The sequence below is a fragment of the Rhodococcus sp. OAS809 genome (assembly GCF_040546695.1).
Classification (GTDB): Bacteria; Actinomycetota; Actinomycetes; order Mycobacteriales; family Mycobacteriaceae; genus Rhodococcus_F; species Rhodococcus_F qingshengii.
This window is the reverse complement of sequence record NZ_JBEPOI010000003.1, coordinates 22500-39446: the sequence shown is the minus strand read 5'-3', so window position 1 is coordinate 39446 and position 16947 is coordinate 22500. Positions and strand designations below refer to the sequence as shown.

The window sequence follows — 16947 nt, the reverse complement described above, 5'->3', positions numbered from 1 at the left end:
AGGCTCGACGCCGTCGTGAAATCATCGTCGATTTTCCCGAGTGCACTACTATAAGAATAGATCCCGGTTGAACTGCACGTTCGACACACTTCACGAGACGAGGCTCCCCTGTGGATGTCAAAGCCCGCGGCATAGGTCGCTACTTAAACGAATACACTTTCCATCGAGCAATCTCGGAATATCCGAAATGGCGTAGTGCGAAAGGTGAAGGTGTCCCCGCGTTGAGGGCGAGCCAGGGCCGAGAAGCGCGTCGCCGACTCGACGTCGCCCTGGAACGCAGAGGGGCGACCATCGACAAACTCGGCGAGGGTGGACCCGCCGTATTGATGGCGTCTATAGACGAGGCGCTGGGCTCGATGTTCGAGACCTATGCGCCTCTGTTCCCCGACGCGGAGCGTGGAACGGAACAGGTTAGTTACGGGAAGATCAAAGCAGCCTTCGGTGCGCATATAGGTGCCGGCGGCCAGCGACCGCCAGGTGGTGTTCGGTTACCGGTAAGCCCATTCGACCCACGATGGAGCCGCCGCGAAACGGTTCTCGCCCATGGAACAGGCTTGCTGTCGATCGCTGACGAGGACGTACGACGTGAACTCGGTGACGCGGCATCCGGATACGACCGCCTTCACCGTCTGGCACCTCAAGGTGCGTTCATGCTCGAGACGCTCGAGCCTGCGAATGGTCAGCGGAATCCGGCCGAGGTCGGCGCTTCGATCACTGAGGCGGACGTGGCAGGTCTCAGCGCACTGCGCCCGTACATGAGTGCCTCCGAATACCGCGATCTGGCGCCCTGGGTACTGGCAGGCGCTCGGGAAAAGGGTCCGATGAGTCAGGCGGCGCTGGAGCGTTCGCTTGCAATCCTCGATCATCTGGGCGAGTCGGGCACGAATTATCGAATGGTCAAGGACCGGAACCCTGGCCAGATCGCGGCGTCGATCATCGGAAGCAAGGCAGCGGTCCGTATCGCGGACGTGGCGCCGAACGACGTGTGGGTTGGCCGCGTCTACGACGACGGCATTGCCACCTATTACTCGGACAAGAAGGGTAAAGGCGCGGCGATTTACACGGCTACTCCCGAGGAAGCAGTGTCGCTACTGCGGTTCGCGCTCGGTGAGCAGGTCGAACGTCTCGACGGACGCGGCATCATCGGCGTGGCCGGTGCACGCGATCGATCGCTGCCACGACAGCCGCAGAGTAGCTACCACGTCGGATCCAAGAACGAGTCGATGCTCGAAACCCGACCGGGGTTGTGGATCCGCAGGGACGCCAAGGTCGTCAGCCAGCGCACGACCTGGTTCGAAAATGCGGATGCGGCGCAGGACTATCTAGGTGCAGCAGTGACTTCTGCAGCCGAGGGCGTCAGAGCGGCGATCGACGTGGAAGCCCTGATCGCCGAGGCGAGTGCCTCAGTGGCTGATCCGGACTACGTGCCGGACTTCTCCGGCGCCCCGGAGGACATCGTTGCGCTCAAACAGGATTACTGGCGACTGCTGACGGATCCGGATTCCGGTGTGCTGTTGCTCGACCCGGGAGCCACGGCCGCGGACTACGCGAAAGTCGTCACCGACGGCGACACCGAGGCCGCAGCGGCACTCACCTCTGCGATGGACGCCGGCCCGCACGCACCGGACAAGGTTCGCGCACACGCCGACCTGGTGGCGAATGCAATGGTCGGCAGCTACGAACCAGGTGTTGACGGGCTTCGGTTCGATCCGGTGCGAGTCGCGCAGTTCATGGCGACCGAGCACAACATGTGGCGCAACAACGACGACATCGTCGAAGCGTGCTCCAAAGCTGGAATCTCGGCCGACGAACTGCGCGGAGACGGCTACTACAACAAGGTCGTGGCCGACAATCTGATCAGTTTCGACGTCGAGACAGCAGTCGATGTGGCTGATCACCCGTCGGCACTGATCCGTGCAATGGGTGAGCGCGCGAAAGCAGCTATCGAACGCGGCGCCGCAGAAGTGACCAGTTTGAAAGTCGATGCGAACGGCATCATGTCGTGGCAGGCGGAACGCCGAGTCGGAGAGGACGACAATCGTTCCATCGGATCCACTGGCAAGGAAGCCAACGCCAAGAAGCGATACGTCAGCGGCACTATCGGTCAGGTCTTCGATCGGGGAGCCAACCAGGAAGTGGTGACGAAGTTCGCCGGCGGCGACAATTTTCTGTTCATGCCTGGTTTCGAGGCGTCTGTCGTCTCGCAGAAGCCCGGTGAAAACCTCAGCCTGGAGCAGCGCACCCGACTCAAAGGTTATGAACAGGTGCTCGGCGAGACCATCGAGGCGATCATTGCCAAGGACATCGCCAACCCGCGTAGTGAAGTCGGCCGCCCGACCTCACTGAACTCGACGGTGCGGCGACTGGCAGCGAACAGGCATCCGGTCGACTTCTTCGAACGCACTGCGGAGGAGGGACTTTCGACGCAGTGGCGCGATGCGATCTTGGCTACCGAAGCGCGGCGAGTGCGGTACCCCACGGACTTGGCGAAGGGGTCCAACGCACTCAAACATCGCCAGGCTCAGAATGATTCGAACTTCGACGAGCTCAACGACAACGGTCGCGACCCGCTGATCCTCACCGGGATGAGGAACATGAGCGTGCTCGATCGCGAGGCAGGGGCAGGGATTTTCGATCCCATGATGACCGGCATGGCCGAGAACCAAGGTGTCGTGCGGTATCTGACTCCAGGTGCCACCATCACCGATGACGGTGCGATCGTCGCCAGCCCGGATCCGGAAGCACGGGTACCGATTGCCGCGCACGAGGGGGCCTGGGCAATGGGCTTCGACCCGCACGATCGACAGAACATGACCTTCTCGAACGTGATGCAGGCGTCAGCGGTGGTGGAGGGTGCCAAGACAGCGATGACACAGATCGGTGGCTGGAACTTCGAGGACGGCATCGTGGTGTCCGACAGTTTCGCCCGCGCGCACTTGATCCGCGACACCACAGGGCAAATGCGACCGCTGACCGTAGGTGACAAGCTCAGCGACTTCCACGGAAACAAAGGCGTGATCAGCCTGATCGTCGATCGCGAGATGGACCGCGACCAGGCGCGAGAGTTGGGGCTTTCCGAGCAGGTCGAGATGTTCGCGGCCAACCCGGAACTGGAAGTGGTGATGAGTCCCTTCTCCCCGATCAGCCGGTTCAACGGCGGCACGGCGCGAGAAATGATGGCTGCAGCCTCCGATCTACAGGCGCCTGACGATCAAGGTCGGATGCAGACCGTCCCGGCGGCCATGGGCGAATTGAACCTGATCGTCACTCACATGGCTGTGGATGCGAAGACGAACGTCTACGACGCCGAAGCGATGGCCCAGGGGAAGGGCCGCAAGGCATCGTCCCAGCTGGCGTGGGCACTCCAGAGCCAAGGGGCCTACGAGGTGATGCGACAGTTCTACGGCGACAACACATCCGGGCTGGCCAATGTGCGGGAGTACATGCTGGTTCTGGGCCTCGACGTGGAGCCTGACGGGTCGCTGCGGTCGTCTCCGACGCCGCAGGCACTTGCCGAGCGGACGGTGTTCGAAATCCCGGCACCGATCCGGTTCGCTCGAAGCGCGAACTTGCCCGACGACAAGCTCCCCAGGATCAACCATGCGGCGATGGGCGAAGCCTTCGGGGAGGCGATCAGCCGCAGTGGTGGTCTCATGGAACTACCGTTCGCGCTCAAACTCGCCGGCGGCGGATCCACCGCGGTCTCGCCGGCCAACCCTGGTCGATGGGTACTCCCTGTGCTGAGCTCGCGACTGCGCAGTGAACAGGACATGGTCGACGGCACGGTGAGCCGACACGACCACACAAAGCTGTACATCTCGATCTCCGAGAATTCGACTGCTTACCTCGAGGCACAGCGTCTGCGTGACGAGGCTGTGAACAGGGGCGACTCTGTCACAGCGGCACAGCAGGCTGAGGAGATGGCCGCGAGGCAGGCCGAGGCCCAGCGTTCCTACAACTCGATTTCGACCGATGTTATCTCCCGACGGATCGAGTCCAAGCGGAACATGTTCAAGGAATCGATCATGTCCAATCGCTTGTCGCATTCGGCGACAGCAGTGTGGACGGGCGATCCACGGCTCGAAGTCGACCAAATCGCGATGAACTCGGTAATGGCCGTGGAGCTGGGTGTTCCGATGATGACCCGAGAGGACGCCGAGGAAGCGGGAGTTCCCTACGTTCCCGGAACTCCGCGCGAAGACGGCTACGTCTTGGTCTGGCGTGACCCGGTTCTGCGTGACGGCGGTGTGCGCTACCTGAGAGTGAGCATTGACGACTCGTTGACCGGTGTCGCGGTCAATCCCGTATCGGTCAAGTCGATGGACGGCGACTTCGACGGCGACTCAGTCGGTTTGGTCGGGAACTTGAGCCCGTTCGCACACTTCGAGGCACTCGACAAGCTGACTGTGGAGGCGAATCTGCTCGACAAGGGCGCCCGAACCACGATCGGGTTGTGGGAGCGCGACGAGCAGGGCCGGATGCAGCGCACCGGTGAACGCGAGGTCTACCCCTTGAGTTTGCACACTTCGCTCGATGTCGAAGTGGCCTGCCACGACAACGACGAACGCAGGGCTGACCTGGAAGGACTGACGGGCGAAGCCAACGACAATGAGCAAGCACTGCGCGATGGCCGGATGAGTATCGAGGAGTACTGCGACGCCAACCGTGCAGTGATGGCGGCACTGAGTGAGTCGATTTACGGTGAAGGCCTGGCTGACACGAAGGGGCGAGTGGTTCTGCGGTTCGGCGATCTCGGCGATCACCTGGAATCGGTGAAAGGCTGCTACGAGCGAGGCGGCAAGGGCAACGTCAACAAGCTGCGCGAGTACGCGCAGTACCTCGGAGCTGATCTGGAGATCGGCGACGACGGCGTGATCAACAGATGCGTCGATGTGGGCATCCCTGATCCGGCACTGTTCGACGAGAAGTACCGGGGTTCGCAGGCAGCAACCGCGTTCAAGTCACAGATCACGGGTATCGCCGGGTCGATCAGCCAGAGCGCAATCCAGTTGGCCAGAGCCCAAGGTCTGGTCACGGAGGCGTGCGAAATCAGTTACCCGGCAACGCAGTCGGTGTTGCAGGCCAAGCACGACCCGGTGGATGCGGCCTACCGTGCCGATATCATCAGCGGCGCGGCGAAGGACTTGTGGCGCGGCAACAAAATGAAGGCGACACCCGACGAGAACGGACGACACCGTTGGGAGGTGCTGCGCGATGAGCGTGGTCAGCCGGTACAGGCGACAGCCAAGCAATGGACCGAGCAATTCATGAGCATGTACGCCGACAAGGCGGGCATGGGCGTACCCATCGCGCGTGAACATGTGGAGGTCATGGCAAAGGCGCTGAGCGATTCCACGGGTTCGATGTTGCGTACTGATCGCCAGTCGTGGGAAGACTGGCCGGAGCACGCACGTCCCCTCACTCTCGATGCCCTCGCGTACGGAGGCAAGTTCGACGATCTGCTCAGCGCCGCCGAAACCGGAGGCAAGCTGTTCGAGGGTGTGAACGCTTCGTTCGCACCGACCACTGTTCTCGGCAATCTCGAACTCGACGCTCAGCTGGCGGCCGCCGGTATCGAGCGGTCCGAGTCGACGGAGTACGCCGCTATCGGCCGGGCGGATACGTACCGCGAGCATCGTCCGCGACTGGTTCGCTCGGAGTGGACCGCACGGACGCGTAGCGCGAGTATGGGCCATTCATCGCGTCCGGATCCGTTCACGAAGCCGCATTCAGGCCCGGTACGCATCGAACCCGCCCGCAGCACTCCGGCTCCTGTTGCAACAGAGGGGCATTCAGCTGCGGCAGCGAAGGAAATGGTATCCGTATCGGTTGGCCCTGCGTCGGCAACAGCTGAGGCCAGGCGCCGTCTGGCTGCGGAAGCAGAGGCCATTGCCGCCTCTGCGACCCGCAAGATTCAGAACGAAGGGTTGGGGGCGTAGCAGGTGGGCGTCGATTTCAGCGCCGAGCCGAACCCGGAAGGTTTGGCGCTCGCGGCACAGCTGCGAGCGGAGCGCCGTCAGCGAGACAAAAACCTCGAAGACCGGATCGTCGAGGCCGAGGTTCAGGAACTGGAAGCGGCGGGCCAACTGGAGCAGGCCCGCGTCGCGGCCGGCCGACCTGTGGAGGCGGACGTCGAAACCGAGGAGCCGGTCGCCGAGCCCGTCTCGGTGCCAGATCGTCGGGGACAACTTTCGCCGCGAGCGCAGCTCGAAGCGTTGGCGGCGACCTCGAGGCCACGTCAGAACGATCGACAACGCTGAACCTCGAAGTGCAGGTGCGCTGACAGGCGCACCTGCACTTCAGATGAAAGCTCGACACGGGGCGCATGGGTGCCCCCGGTGAAAACGAGGAGACCACGATGACAGCGCCGACGGGACCACAGAACCCCATTCGCAGACAAGCTCCGCCCGAGACCCCGGTGACGGGACCGAGCGTGAAGAAGCGGCAACCACGAGGTATAGAAAAGGCGCGTGCCGAGGCTGCCGCAGTGCAGGAACAGCCCGCGCCGATCGACTCGGGCTCCGAGTCGGAAAACATCGACGGTGTAGATCTCGGCGACACAGTGTTCGCGGACGTCATCCCTGGTCGACCGGTTCCGAACACTCAACCCCCCACCGCGGAATCCAAGAAGGCAGTGGCTGCGGAGGCAGTTGCCCGACGCAAGGCCACGGTGCAAGGCCTGAAAGACCGGGCGGCAAGCGATCGACTCTTCTCCGGGGAGAACGCTGATCGAAGCCCGAAAGAAAAAGCCGACATCCTCAGCGCACGCCACAACCAGTACACGCAGCTCATGGCGCTGAACTGCATCAAGCCTCTGGCGCAGGGTATAGATCCGAGCTCGTTGACAGACGCGGTGTCGACTATGGCCGTCATGTGGGCCCTGAGCCCGCGCTTCCGCGATCTGATGGCCGATTACAACACCAAGCTCAACGACGCCTTGCGGTTCACACGCGCAAAGAACTTCGAGAAGAACAAGAAAGTCCCCCTCGGCAGCAACAGGGCCGCGGTGGAGACAGCGGAAGAGACCGCGCACCGCGAAGACAGAGCGATGCTCGACCAGGTGTCAGCGGTGTTGCAAGGCACCGAGGACGTTCCGTTTTCTACCGAGGCCGCGGCCATGTCGCTGTTGCAAGTCCATGAAGACGCCTACGTCGCCCTGCGTGAAGGTCGAGACGAATCCGTTGTGACGACGGAGCTCAGTGAGACTGTCGACGAACTCACGAAGATCTGGACGTCACAGAAACTTGATCCGAAGTTGATCACTGCGACCGCACGCACTATTGCCGGATACACCGAAGGGGACGATGACCTTCGGCTGGCGCAGTTCGTCGAGACCGCGGGTGGAACTATTCGACCGAGTCAGCAGGTTGTCGGTCGTGGAGTCGGCGGAGCAGCGGTCGCCTCGTGGGGCGGTCAGTGGTCATTGGCGACCGGGGGAATCCTCAATAGCGCAAGCTCGCCGATGTTCTCTGTGCGCGGCGTGAGTGATGCACGGAGCCACCAGGAGTCGCTGAGCACGTTGGTGTTCCAGGACCTGGAATTGGCAGCCAAGGCCGGTCCGGCGGAGTTGCGCAAAGCCGTGATCGGACACCTGGCGGCGTGGGACCTTCGGGATGTGAAGCTGGATGTCGGCGCAGGGGGCGGTGCGTCGCGTGATCGCGCGGCGGCGTGCGCACAACGCAGCCGCATCGCGTACGTGGCGATGGCAGACGACGGGATCGGCGAGGGCGTCCGCCAGAAGGTGGCAGTGAACGGCCTGGTGAACGGGATGAATCGGTTCGAGGCAGCCCAACCGGAGGCCGTCGCCGCGATGGTCAAAGAGTTCGGTAAGAACACCAGCGATGCGGCGGCGAAGATGGTCGCGGAGGGTAAGGCTCAGGGTCGCGCAGTTCCGGTCCGGCCGCTGGTATTCAATCCGCAGAATGCCGTCCATGCGGCACAGATGGTCGAGTACGGCGAACCAGTTGTGGAGCCGGAAAGCGCCCGCGAGCTGGGAACGGAAACGGTTCGACCAACCATGTTCGCGCAGTGGGGTCCTCGGGCACATCCGGACGTGCTGGCAGCCGAACGCATCGCCCAGGAGAGACAGGGAGAGAGTGGCGCGCTCAAACGTGTCAACAAGACCGAGCGTGAACACCCTGTTCGCCGGGGTGTGGATAAGCAGCAGACTGCGGCGGCCGCCCCGGCGCCGGCGCGAGAATCTGTGCCGGCGTGGCAGTTGGTCAGCCCGAAGGAGAACGCCGAGCGCAGAGCCCGAGGTTTCGAATCGGTTGAGCGGGTGCCCTACGGGCTCAAGCCTGTGCCGGCAGACCAAGCCGCATACGAGAGCGAGATTGCCAAGCGGTCTCAGCTCGAGCGCATCGAAACGAGACTTGCCGACATAGAAGCGCGGATCGAGGAAGAGGCGAAGCCGGGCAGTCTCCTGTCGACCGGTCGAGTACAAGCAGATGGACCTGCACAACCACAACGCGGCCTGAGACGAGAACAGCAACCGCCTCGAACGGTCAAGGATCATCCTGCCCCAGCCGGCCCAGGTCCCGTTTCGCCGACCCGCCCAGCTCCGCAACAAGGCGGTCAGGACTGGCGTCACATCAGGCAGGACAATGCGGCAGAGCGAAACCCTCGACCACCGACGACGGCGGGGCCGAACACGGCGACGGTCGGGCAGCGTCGTGAGGCAGAGGCAGCCAACACGGGTTACGACCGGGCGGGACGAGGTGTAGAGGCAAAGTCGGCGACCGGGCTCAATGACTCGCGGGCCAATACGGTCGATACAGGAACTGGCCCTACCCCACAGGAGCGGGCGCGCCGGGCCACACTGGCACGTAAGCAAGTCCAGCCCGAAGGCAACGCGGCCAAAGACAAGGGCGGGGATGCCGGACCGGACCTAAATGTCTGACTCGACAGGGACACTTAGACTGATCAGGGAACTGATGTTCGATCAACGTAAGGACGAGGAGGGATAGCAATGGGAATTCTGAGCAATATGGTGTCGGAAAGTATGGGCACGTCCAAGACCGAAGCTGAGTCCGTCAGGCAGCAGCGTGCGGCGGCGGCGACCAAGCTCGGTGGTGACGGTATAGAGCGGGCTCTGGCGATGAAGGAGCGGACGCTATCCCAACTCGAGGCTTCCGGGATTCGGGACACTTCCCGTGACGCGCAGAAGCAGGAGGAGGCCGAGGAGGGTACGGCGATCCCGCAGGCTCAGGTCACCTACAGCATGAACTTGACCGGTAACCAGGCGAAGAAGTTCGCTGCGGACAACGGACACGAATTCTGATTGTTCCTCCGGCAGAGGAATCAGAAACAAGCAGGCCCGCGACTGTAAGAAGTCGCGGGCCTGCTTGTTTCTCAAATGTGATTGTAATCGTCTGTTTCAGCAGGTACAGGCGTTACTTTGATAGGCTGCCAGATAATCGCGCGCGTTACCCGATAGGGTCAGATAGTGCGGTTGGGGTGGAATTGTCGGAACTCCCTTCGACAAAACTGGACGAGGCTGGAGATGCAATGGCGGCTTTTGTAGGACTGAAACGCGGCGCGGTCCGCCTGATGGTGACGTCAGGGGTTATAGCCTGCGTCGTCGCGGGGAGCAGTGCGGTGAATCTGCAGACTGCGGCGGCGCAAAATTTGGGGGCAGGATGCACGGAGTTCATGGCCTACTTGGTTCCGGGGACCACAGAGACCAGCGCGGAGGCGGATCCGAGCAAGCCGGCGGGCATGTTGTCGAAAGTCGGCAAACAACTCGAGCAGGAATTCGGCAAGAAGATCACGGTGGTCTACGTCCCATATTCGGCCAGCGCATTCGACAAGGGTCTGACGTACGAGGCGAGTGAACGCAGCGGTGTGGCCGCGACGGCTGCCCTGATGGCGAAGTGCCCGGATTCGAAGATCGTGCTGTCCGGTTACAGCCAGGGCGCTCAGGTCGCCGGAGATGTGGCGTGGCATATAGGTCACGGCAATGGCCCTGTCCCCGCTGCAGCTGTGCGCGGTGTGGCTCTGCTTGCCGACCCCCTCCGCGGTACCGAGAAATTGGTCGGCGCCAAGCTGTCGGGCGCAGGCGTCGCAGGTGAACGCAAGGGTGGTTACGGTTCGCTCGAAGGTCGTATCAAATGGGTCTGCGACGAAGACGACATGTACTGCAACACCAGTTCGTCGAACCCGTTCATCGGCGTGCTCGGAAAAGCGGTCACTGGTGCCACCGGCGAGGTCGCCCCTCTTGACGGAGGCGCTCCCGCCGACGGCGCGGGCGGATTCACGGACCTGGTCTCGAACTTCGGTGATACTGACCTGACGGCCGTTGGCGACAAGGTCTCCGAACTGAAGAACAGGACCTCCGCGCTGACCCGTGACGGCGCGAGCACCCCGACCAAAGATCAGCTCGGCAAGATCGGGGATCTGGCCAAGAGCCTGAACACCACCTACGCCTCCACCGCGGACATCAAGGATTTCGCCGACAAGAACGGGACACGGGAACTTCTCGGAGCGGAGAAGAAAGGCACTCCGGGAGCACAGACTTCCGATGTGCTCGCGATGCTCGACGGCGTGGATCTGAATTCTCTGATTTCGAGTACTGCGTCGATCGCGGATACTGCGGCCGGGTTGGCCGCTGGTGACGTCAGCGGTAGTTCCCTTGCCAGCGGCGGGGAAGCGCTCAAGAGCTTGGCGACAATGGGACTGAACGTCGCATCGGAAGGCGAGGCTCTGAGTAACACCGACCGGTCGAACCTCACGGCCGCCACTGGCGTGCTGGGCAAGTTGAAGATTTCAACGGTCGTCGACACCTCGATGATGGCGTTGTCGACGGTTCTTTCGACGGACTTCCCGGCCATCCTCGACAAGGTAGGGCTGCTGGGCGCGCAACTGGCAGCGATGGACGCCAAAGCTGCTCATGTGACTGCAGGTGAACTGAATACGATGCTCGAGCCGTGGGTCGACCTGGCAGCAGCAGCCACTACCGACGTCATGCCGATGGCCGCGAACATGGTCGCACTGATTCCGGATCCGACAGGAACCAGCAAAATCGCCGCAGAGGTGATGAAGGTGCTCGCGAAGGTCGACGTCAAACGCCTGGCCAACAATGTCGGTCAGGCTCAGGAAGTGGCCTGGTCCGTCGTCGAAGGAAACCCTGCAGACGCGGTGAAGTTGGTGCCGATCGGCATTGACATGGGAATGGTGGGACTCCAGTCTGTGGCCGGCGGACTTCTGGGCACTCCGGTGGAGAAGACCGGAACCAGTGCTGCCACAGGCGATGGAGATCTGTTGACGATGACCTCCCAGCTGATTGACAGTGTCGGCGGCGCGGGAGGCGTCCAGAACATCGGTCAGCTGACGGGTGATCTGATGGACTTCAATTCCTTCATCGCCAGCAACGTGCACACGACGTCGTATACCTCGAAGGCGCTGGTGGGCAATCTGAACTCGGTCGACTACTTGGCCGCGTACTTCGTCGTCCAGCTCGGGGGTGGCGCGAGCGCGACCAGCGCACCCAGCGGCGCCGCTACAACCACACCGCGCAGTGCAACGACCACGACTCCGACGACCACATCACCGAGCGGGCGGACCACAACCCCGACCACTACGGTGACGACCGGAGGTCGATGATGCTGCCGAATAGTTAAGTGCCACAACCAAAAGAGAAGACCCGCCTCACTCATACGAGTGAGGCGGGTCTTGTTGTTGCGCTGGCTATTCTTGCCTGCCCGTCGCGATTGAACGGTCGGCGGTGCTGACACCGACAATCTAGTCGCGATCCAGTATGAGAATGGGGTTATCAGCGCGACGCACGAAGGCAGACAGGCAGAAAAGAGGAATGCCCCGTCCGAATACGTGGACGGGGCATTCCTCTTGCGCGGGAATCTATTTGGTGTCGAAATCCGATTCCGTGCATGAGGCCGATGCGCCGGCGCCATTGGCAGTGTTCTCGGTCAGCACCTGGCCATCGACAATAATCTTGCAGGTGATGGATCCGGTGCCGTCGAAGCCGTTGCTCGCAGTCAGGGTCGCGACCTTGATCAGACCGGTCACCGTCACGTCCTTCGTCCACGGCAACGTCGCGGCAGTGTCCTGCGAGATGTTCGAGTCGTTCCCGGTGTAGGTGACGATTGCGCCGTCCGATTCGCCGGTCACCTCGTAGGTGACGACAATTTCCTTCTTCGACTCCTCATCGACGCTGTTGATCGCACCGCCTACAAGGGCGGTGCAGCCCGCGACGAGCGCGATGAACACAACCACGATCGCGAGCAGGATCCACGGCCACTTCTTTTTCTTCTGGGGCGGTAGTGGCTGCTGAGCGTAAGGCGCGTAGCCAGGCTGCTGAGGCTGTCCGTAGGGCTGCTGAGGCTGCTGACCATACGGCTGCTGTGGTTGCTGGCCGTATGGCTGCTGTGGGTCCTGCGGCGGCTGCGTCATCGGTGTCCTCTGGTTTCTGCTTTTGCCCACGCGTTGCTCGCGCGGTATTGCATATAAATACCAGACGGACCGGTCCTATTGCGCAAAGAAGACCGAGGACGCGAGTGCGGCAGCGATATGCGCTGAGACCACATCGTCGATTCGCGTGATGAGGGCGATGTCCTCTCTCAATGCGACGCCAGCGTGCGCTGCTCCGACGGTTCCGGCACACAAGTTCCATGCGAGCCGGTGCGAAGTCGGAGTATCGGGGATTTCGCCGGCCTTGATGCCGGCGTCGACGATGTCACCGACGGCGTCGACCCAGTGAGCGAACGACACTGCGTCGCTCAGGGCGGGCTCGACGCTGAGCTTCATTCCGGCACGCAACTTGGTGTCGTCGGCGACGCTTCGAGCAAGGGATCCGAAAACCGCGGTCAGATGTTCGGCCGCAGTGACATGTTCTTCCGTCGTGGAGGTGGCGACCTCGGTGACGGTGCGGATCCAGTCGGTCACCAGTTCCTGGGCGATGGCTTCCTTCGAAGGGAAGTGGAAGTAGATGGCACCTTTGGTCAGGTTTCCGGCGGCCAGGATCGGATTGACACCGGCGTCGGTGTACGCGTGGGTGTCGAAGTGTTCAGCTGCGGCGGCGAGAATCGATTCTCGTGTCCGGATGGCTCTGGCTTGTTTGGTGCTGTTAGGGCCAGGTGGTCTGCCGATGTGGGGTCGAATGGTCTCGCTCATGGCTACAGCTCCATCTTTGCTCGGTCCTGGTGGCGTGGCTGCACTCCAGGACTCCTGGGTATTGACCGGTTTACAATGCTGAGGCACGGAGCCCCGCGGATGCTGCAGCCTGGCAAGGCTTACAGCGTAGGTGACCACACCCGCACGTGATGCCAAGGCTTACGGGTGCGGATCTCAGTCCGACACTGTCAGCGCTGGTTCTTCGAAGTCGGAGAACAAGTTTCGGTGGATACGTTCGGTGACCGAAACGGGCCGGGGCACGTGATTCGATTCGACGGCGCTCACAGCGATGCACCTTTGATCATGCGGATGGAGGCCGGGTCGGTCCCGCGCCACATAAACAGCACATCATCGACGCGCTTCTTGATGGTCTTGATCTCGTTTCGGCTCGTGGCCACGGTCACCGTGCCGATGAAACTTGCGCAGAGGGTGTCTGCAAGCCTCGACATGCTTTCTTCGCAGTCGAGGGCGCCGGAGCGAATAGCGTCGACGACGATTGGCGTCAGAGCCTCGGTCCACGCTTCGTAGGTCTCACGCGCTCCGCTGAGGGATTGATCGACGCTCAAGATGAGACCTGCGCGCACGATAGCCTGGGCTTGGACTAGCCGCGCCAACTCGCGATAGATCATCAATACTTGCCGATCCGCAGGTTGTCCTGTCAGAGCAGCTTTCGCGACGGTGTCGGAGACAGCGTCGCTCCAGCGGCGAAGCATCTCGACGGCGATGGATTCCTTCTTCGAAAAATGGAAATACATCGCACCCTTCGTAGACCGGGAAGCTGCCACGATGTCGTTCACGCTGGTTCCTGCGTACCCGGTTCGACTGAACAGAGTTGCGGACACTTCCAGTATTCCGTCTCGGGTGATTTTTGCTCGTTTCTGCACCGGCGGGCGGCCGGTCTTGCCGTGGTCATACGACGGTCGTTGCACCATGGGATTTCCTCTTCGTGACTGGCGACGAACCGAAGTGGTGTCGACGGTAGGTGTTTGGTCAGGGGGTGGCGCCGCCAGACGGAGGCGCGACGGGTAGGTGAGTGTTCTCTGGGATGGTTCCGCCGGCCGCCTCAACGGCCGAGGGTTCGAACGAGAGGATCGCGACATGGCGACCTGGCCGGCCCATAGGCCGCTCAGACTGATGATGGGGGCGAGCCTCAGGATGAGTGAGATTGCGGACTCGGACCCCCAGAAGTCGGGCGAGCGCAACTGTTTGATCCCAACTGGGATACAAGTGTCCGAGTTCCCAGTTGTCGACAGCCGGTTCCTCAGTGAGGCAGGCTGTGTCGACCTCGGGGCCCTCGTGATGCCCACTGTCGAGATGCAAACTGATGTACCAGGGAACGAGCTTGCCCGTCCGCCATAGTTCGCGTTCCTCGACGTCAGGCTCCGTGAAGGCCTCCGGGGAGGGAATTTCGAGTAGGACCCTGCGACACCGGGCGTGTTCGCTTTCGGAGATTGTGGAAGGCCGATCCTGGACCGACACCGGCAGGTAGGGCGCTGAGCGAACACGTTTACGAAGGAACTTGAACACGGGTGCCTGTCTCCTGAAGACGGGTTGGACGATACGGACAAAGTGGTGATATCGAGCATCGTCCTTGATGCGGCGATAGCCAAATCTTTGCTCAAAAGTGTCGCGCGAGTCCTTCAATGGGCAGCTGGTGCGACACCCTGGATGCAGGGAAGAGTGGTGCGTTTCGGCACTCCCGAAGTAGATCAGTCCGACGTTCGGGCTCGCTTTCCAATACGGAGGCGGACCCCTGTTTGTCTAGGAACGCACCGTCGGAGACTTCGTCGCCGAATTTTCGAATGCTGCGGTTGATGTGGCCGGCAACGGGTCCGAGCGAGTGGACCGCCTGGAGAGAGGACTGTTTTTCGCGATCGACCCCACGGCGGCTGACGATCCCTACGTAGCGGCACTCGACGGTTGCTAGGTAGTCAGTGAGGAACAAAGCATCCAGAGGCAGAGTGGTATGCTTAACAAAGGTAACGAGTGGTGATTTAGGCCACATGAATTAGCGGAACACCGATTCCGCCGACTTAGGGTGAAGACATGGCAACCGCAGCGGCACACATGAGACTGGTTTCAGTCCCGCCTGTCGTGCGCCTGCAAATCCGCGAGATCGAATCCATGCGTGCGACCTTCGAGCGGATGAGAGCTAGTTTCCGGTTTGCGGAGATGCCGTCCTTCCTGTCTCTCAGTGAGACCAGCGCCCACCGAGCGCATCAGTCCCTCCTTCGATCCATCTCCTCGATCAGGCCCGCTGAACTGCAAATATTGGGTCGCTACACCCATGTCGACTCATTGCTGGACCTGTTAACGCAACCGAAGTCAGTCGAAGGCGTCCCCGTTCTTCTGGCCGGGTTCCGGAACGCGCTTGCTGCTGCCCTCAACCTTCAGATCGGCAATCTGCTCGCGCAGATCACCAACAACGTAGAGCGCCACGGCAAGACCCCGGGGCAGCTCGTCACTTCTCATCCTCAGGTCACGCGTGGCCCCAATGTCCGCAGGTCGACTCGTCGATCCAGTGCGGACCTGGTGATGACCTAACGTCGTATGTAGTCCGCAGCCGATAGACCCGAGCTGTAAGGACGCACTCCCGTGAACGACTTTCCATCTTCACTAATTTCCCTGTCCACCTCCGCCTCGCCTGTTGTCCTCCTGTATCTACTGACGCTGTGGGGGACAGCAGTAATGGCGGTCATTTACCTGTTGATCAGATCGACGAATAGGTCGCTCTCGGCCTCAGATCGCGATCGAGCTGAAAACTCCAAGGAGCTCGTCGAGCTCCTGATCAAAGCCCTTGTTCAACTGTTCGGGCGCGGTGGTGGGCGATGAACGCCACCATGACGCCAAAGCGAGTTGGGCGAAGGCGACAGTGCTCGGACAAGGTTCTGCTCTACGTTGTCGATCTACGTCTCGACGGAGCCAGCCTGCGCGGGATCGCCACGAGGCTGAACTCGGAAGGTATACCGACTCCCGGCGGGGGATTTCGGTGGCACCACTCGTACGTGGACAGGCTCCTCCACACGCATGCCGGCCGGACGCTCCTCGAGTCACGGTCAGCGGAGAACCGCGGCCCTGAAACAGAGAAGGCCGCCACATACTGCCCATCCGAGAAACCTCTCAGGCCAGGGCAGACAAGAAAGTCTCTGTCCGCGGAGACAGATGTGACGACTCTGCCTGGTCGTTCCTGCAGCGCAGGGAACGGTACCGACGAAAGGGGCCGAACGGACCGGTTGTCAGGAGTTTCCGTTGCACGGTGGCCCCCACAACCCGACGTTCCGCGATTGGGCATTGGTTTGTGCGGTAGCGATGTCCGCACTTCTGCTCAGCGGTTTGGTGTAGCTCGGGTACTCCCGGGCCATTCCCTCACTGGCAGCGAGAACGCTGTAGTCAGTGCCGTCGGCAAGGGCGACGTAACGCAGCGCTCGACCGAACTTGTCGAGGTCGCCTGCCGCGGGATCCATGATCAATCTGACCTGAGCGCCGTCCAGCATCTGGTGCGCCCACTGGCTTGCTTCGGGCCCCCAACACTGAACAGCGACATCCGGTTTCACGGTTTCGGGAGTGTCGATACCCAGCACCCGAACCCGGAGTTGCGAACCGTCGACGAGCCGGACGTCGGCGGTGTCGCCATCGACGACGTGGACCACCTGGCCAGAGGCGCCCCGCTCCAATGCTGGAGGCGCGAGACCCGACATATCGAGTTGGCAGCCGGCAAGTGCGAGGGGGGCCCCGAGCGCGGCCGCCAGCCTCGAGGCCATTCGCCGGCGACCGGGTCCGGAACGCGCGGGCGCAGGCCGTTTCGTGGAAGTCATCGGG

The 16947-nt window shown here is 61.9% G+C and carries 10 protein-coding genes and 1 pseudogene; 7 read left to right on the top strand and 4 right to left on the bottom strand.

Annotated elements, in window-relative coordinates:
* Positions 1 to 221: 221 nt before the first annotated feature.
* The 5 genes from ABIE52_RS32855 to ABIE52_RS32835 all read left to right on the top strand — a co-directional run bounded on the left by ABIE52_RS32855 (position 222) and on the right by ABIE52_RS32835 (position 11601).
* Complete coding sequence (locus ABIE52_RS32855; protein WP_192713314.1) at positions 222 to 5939, top strand: hypothetical protein; 5718 nt, start codon at positions 222 to 224, stop codon at positions 5937 to 5939.
* 3 nt (positions 5940 to 5942) lie between these two features.
* Positions 5943 to 6260, top strand: a complete 318-nt coding sequence (locus ABIE52_RS32850) for a hypothetical protein (RefSeq protein ID WP_192713315.1) — start codon at positions 5943 to 5945, stop codon at positions 6258 to 6260.
* 98 nt (positions 6261 to 6358) lie between these two features.
* The gene (locus ABIE52_RS32845; protein WP_192713316.1) at positions 6359 to 8899 is read left to right on the top strand and encodes a hypothetical protein; all 2541 of its coding nucleotides are present in this window, start codon (positions 6359 to 6361) and stop codon (positions 8897 to 8899) included.
* A gap of 69 nt (positions 8900 to 8968) precedes the next feature.
* Positions 8969 to 9280 (top strand): hypothetical protein, encoded by a 312-nt coding sequence (locus tag ABIE52_RS32840; protein WP_192713317.1) that lies wholly within the window; start codon positions 8969 to 8971, stop codon positions 9278 to 9280.
* A 227-nt stretch (positions 9281 to 9507) separates the two neighbouring features.
* Entirely contained in the window at positions 9508 to 11601 is a 2094-nt protein-coding gene (locus ABIE52_RS32835; RefSeq protein ID WP_192713318.1) for a cutinase family protein, read from the top strand.
* A gap of 255 nt (positions 11602 to 11856) precedes the next feature.
* Here the strand turns inward: ABIE52_RS32835 and ABIE52_RS32830 are convergent, their stop codons facing one another.
* The 3 genes from ABIE52_RS32830 to ABIE52_RS32820 all read right to left on the bottom strand — a co-directional run bounded on the left by ABIE52_RS32830 (position 11857) and on the right by ABIE52_RS32820 (position 14060).
* Positions 11857 to 12408, bottom strand: coding sequence for an MmpS family transport accessory protein (locus ABIE52_RS32830; RefSeq protein WP_192713319.1), 552 nt, complete (start codon positions 12406 to 12408; stop codon positions 11857 to 11859).
* Positions 12409 to 12483: 75 nt separating this feature from the next.
* On the bottom strand, positions 12484 to 13128 hold the full coding sequence (locus tag ABIE52_RS32825; RefSeq protein ID WP_192713320.1) for a TetR family transcriptional regulator: 645 nt from the start codon (positions 13126 to 13128) through the stop codon (positions 12484 to 12486).
* Between the two features lie 281 nt (positions 13129 to 13409).
* Entirely contained in the window at positions 13410 to 14060 is a 651-nt protein-coding gene (locus ABIE52_RS32820) for a TetR family transcriptional regulator (RefSeq protein WP_192713321.1), read from the bottom strand.
* A 1114-nt stretch (positions 14061 to 15174) separates the two neighbouring features.
* Here ABIE52_RS32820 and ABIE52_RS32815 point away from each other — a divergent pair.
* Entirely contained in the window at positions 15175 to 15672 is a 498-nt protein-coding gene (locus tag ABIE52_RS32815) for an uL22 family ribosomal protein (protein ID WP_192713322.1), read from the top strand.
* Between the two features lie 284 nt (positions 15673 to 15956).
* Positions 15957 to 16142, top strand: a pseudogene (locus tag ABIE52_RS32810) (recombinase family protein); the annotation flags it as partial.
* A 222-nt stretch (positions 16143 to 16364) separates the two neighbouring features.
* Here the strand turns inward: ABIE52_RS32810 and ABIE52_RS32805 are convergent.
* Positions 16365 to 16943: a thermonuclease family protein gene (locus tag ABIE52_RS32805; RefSeq protein ID WP_192713323.1), complete on the bottom strand. Its 579-nt coding sequence runs from the start codon at positions 16941 to 16943 to the stop codon at positions 16365 to 16367.
* Positions 16944 to 16947 lie beyond the last annotated feature (4 nt).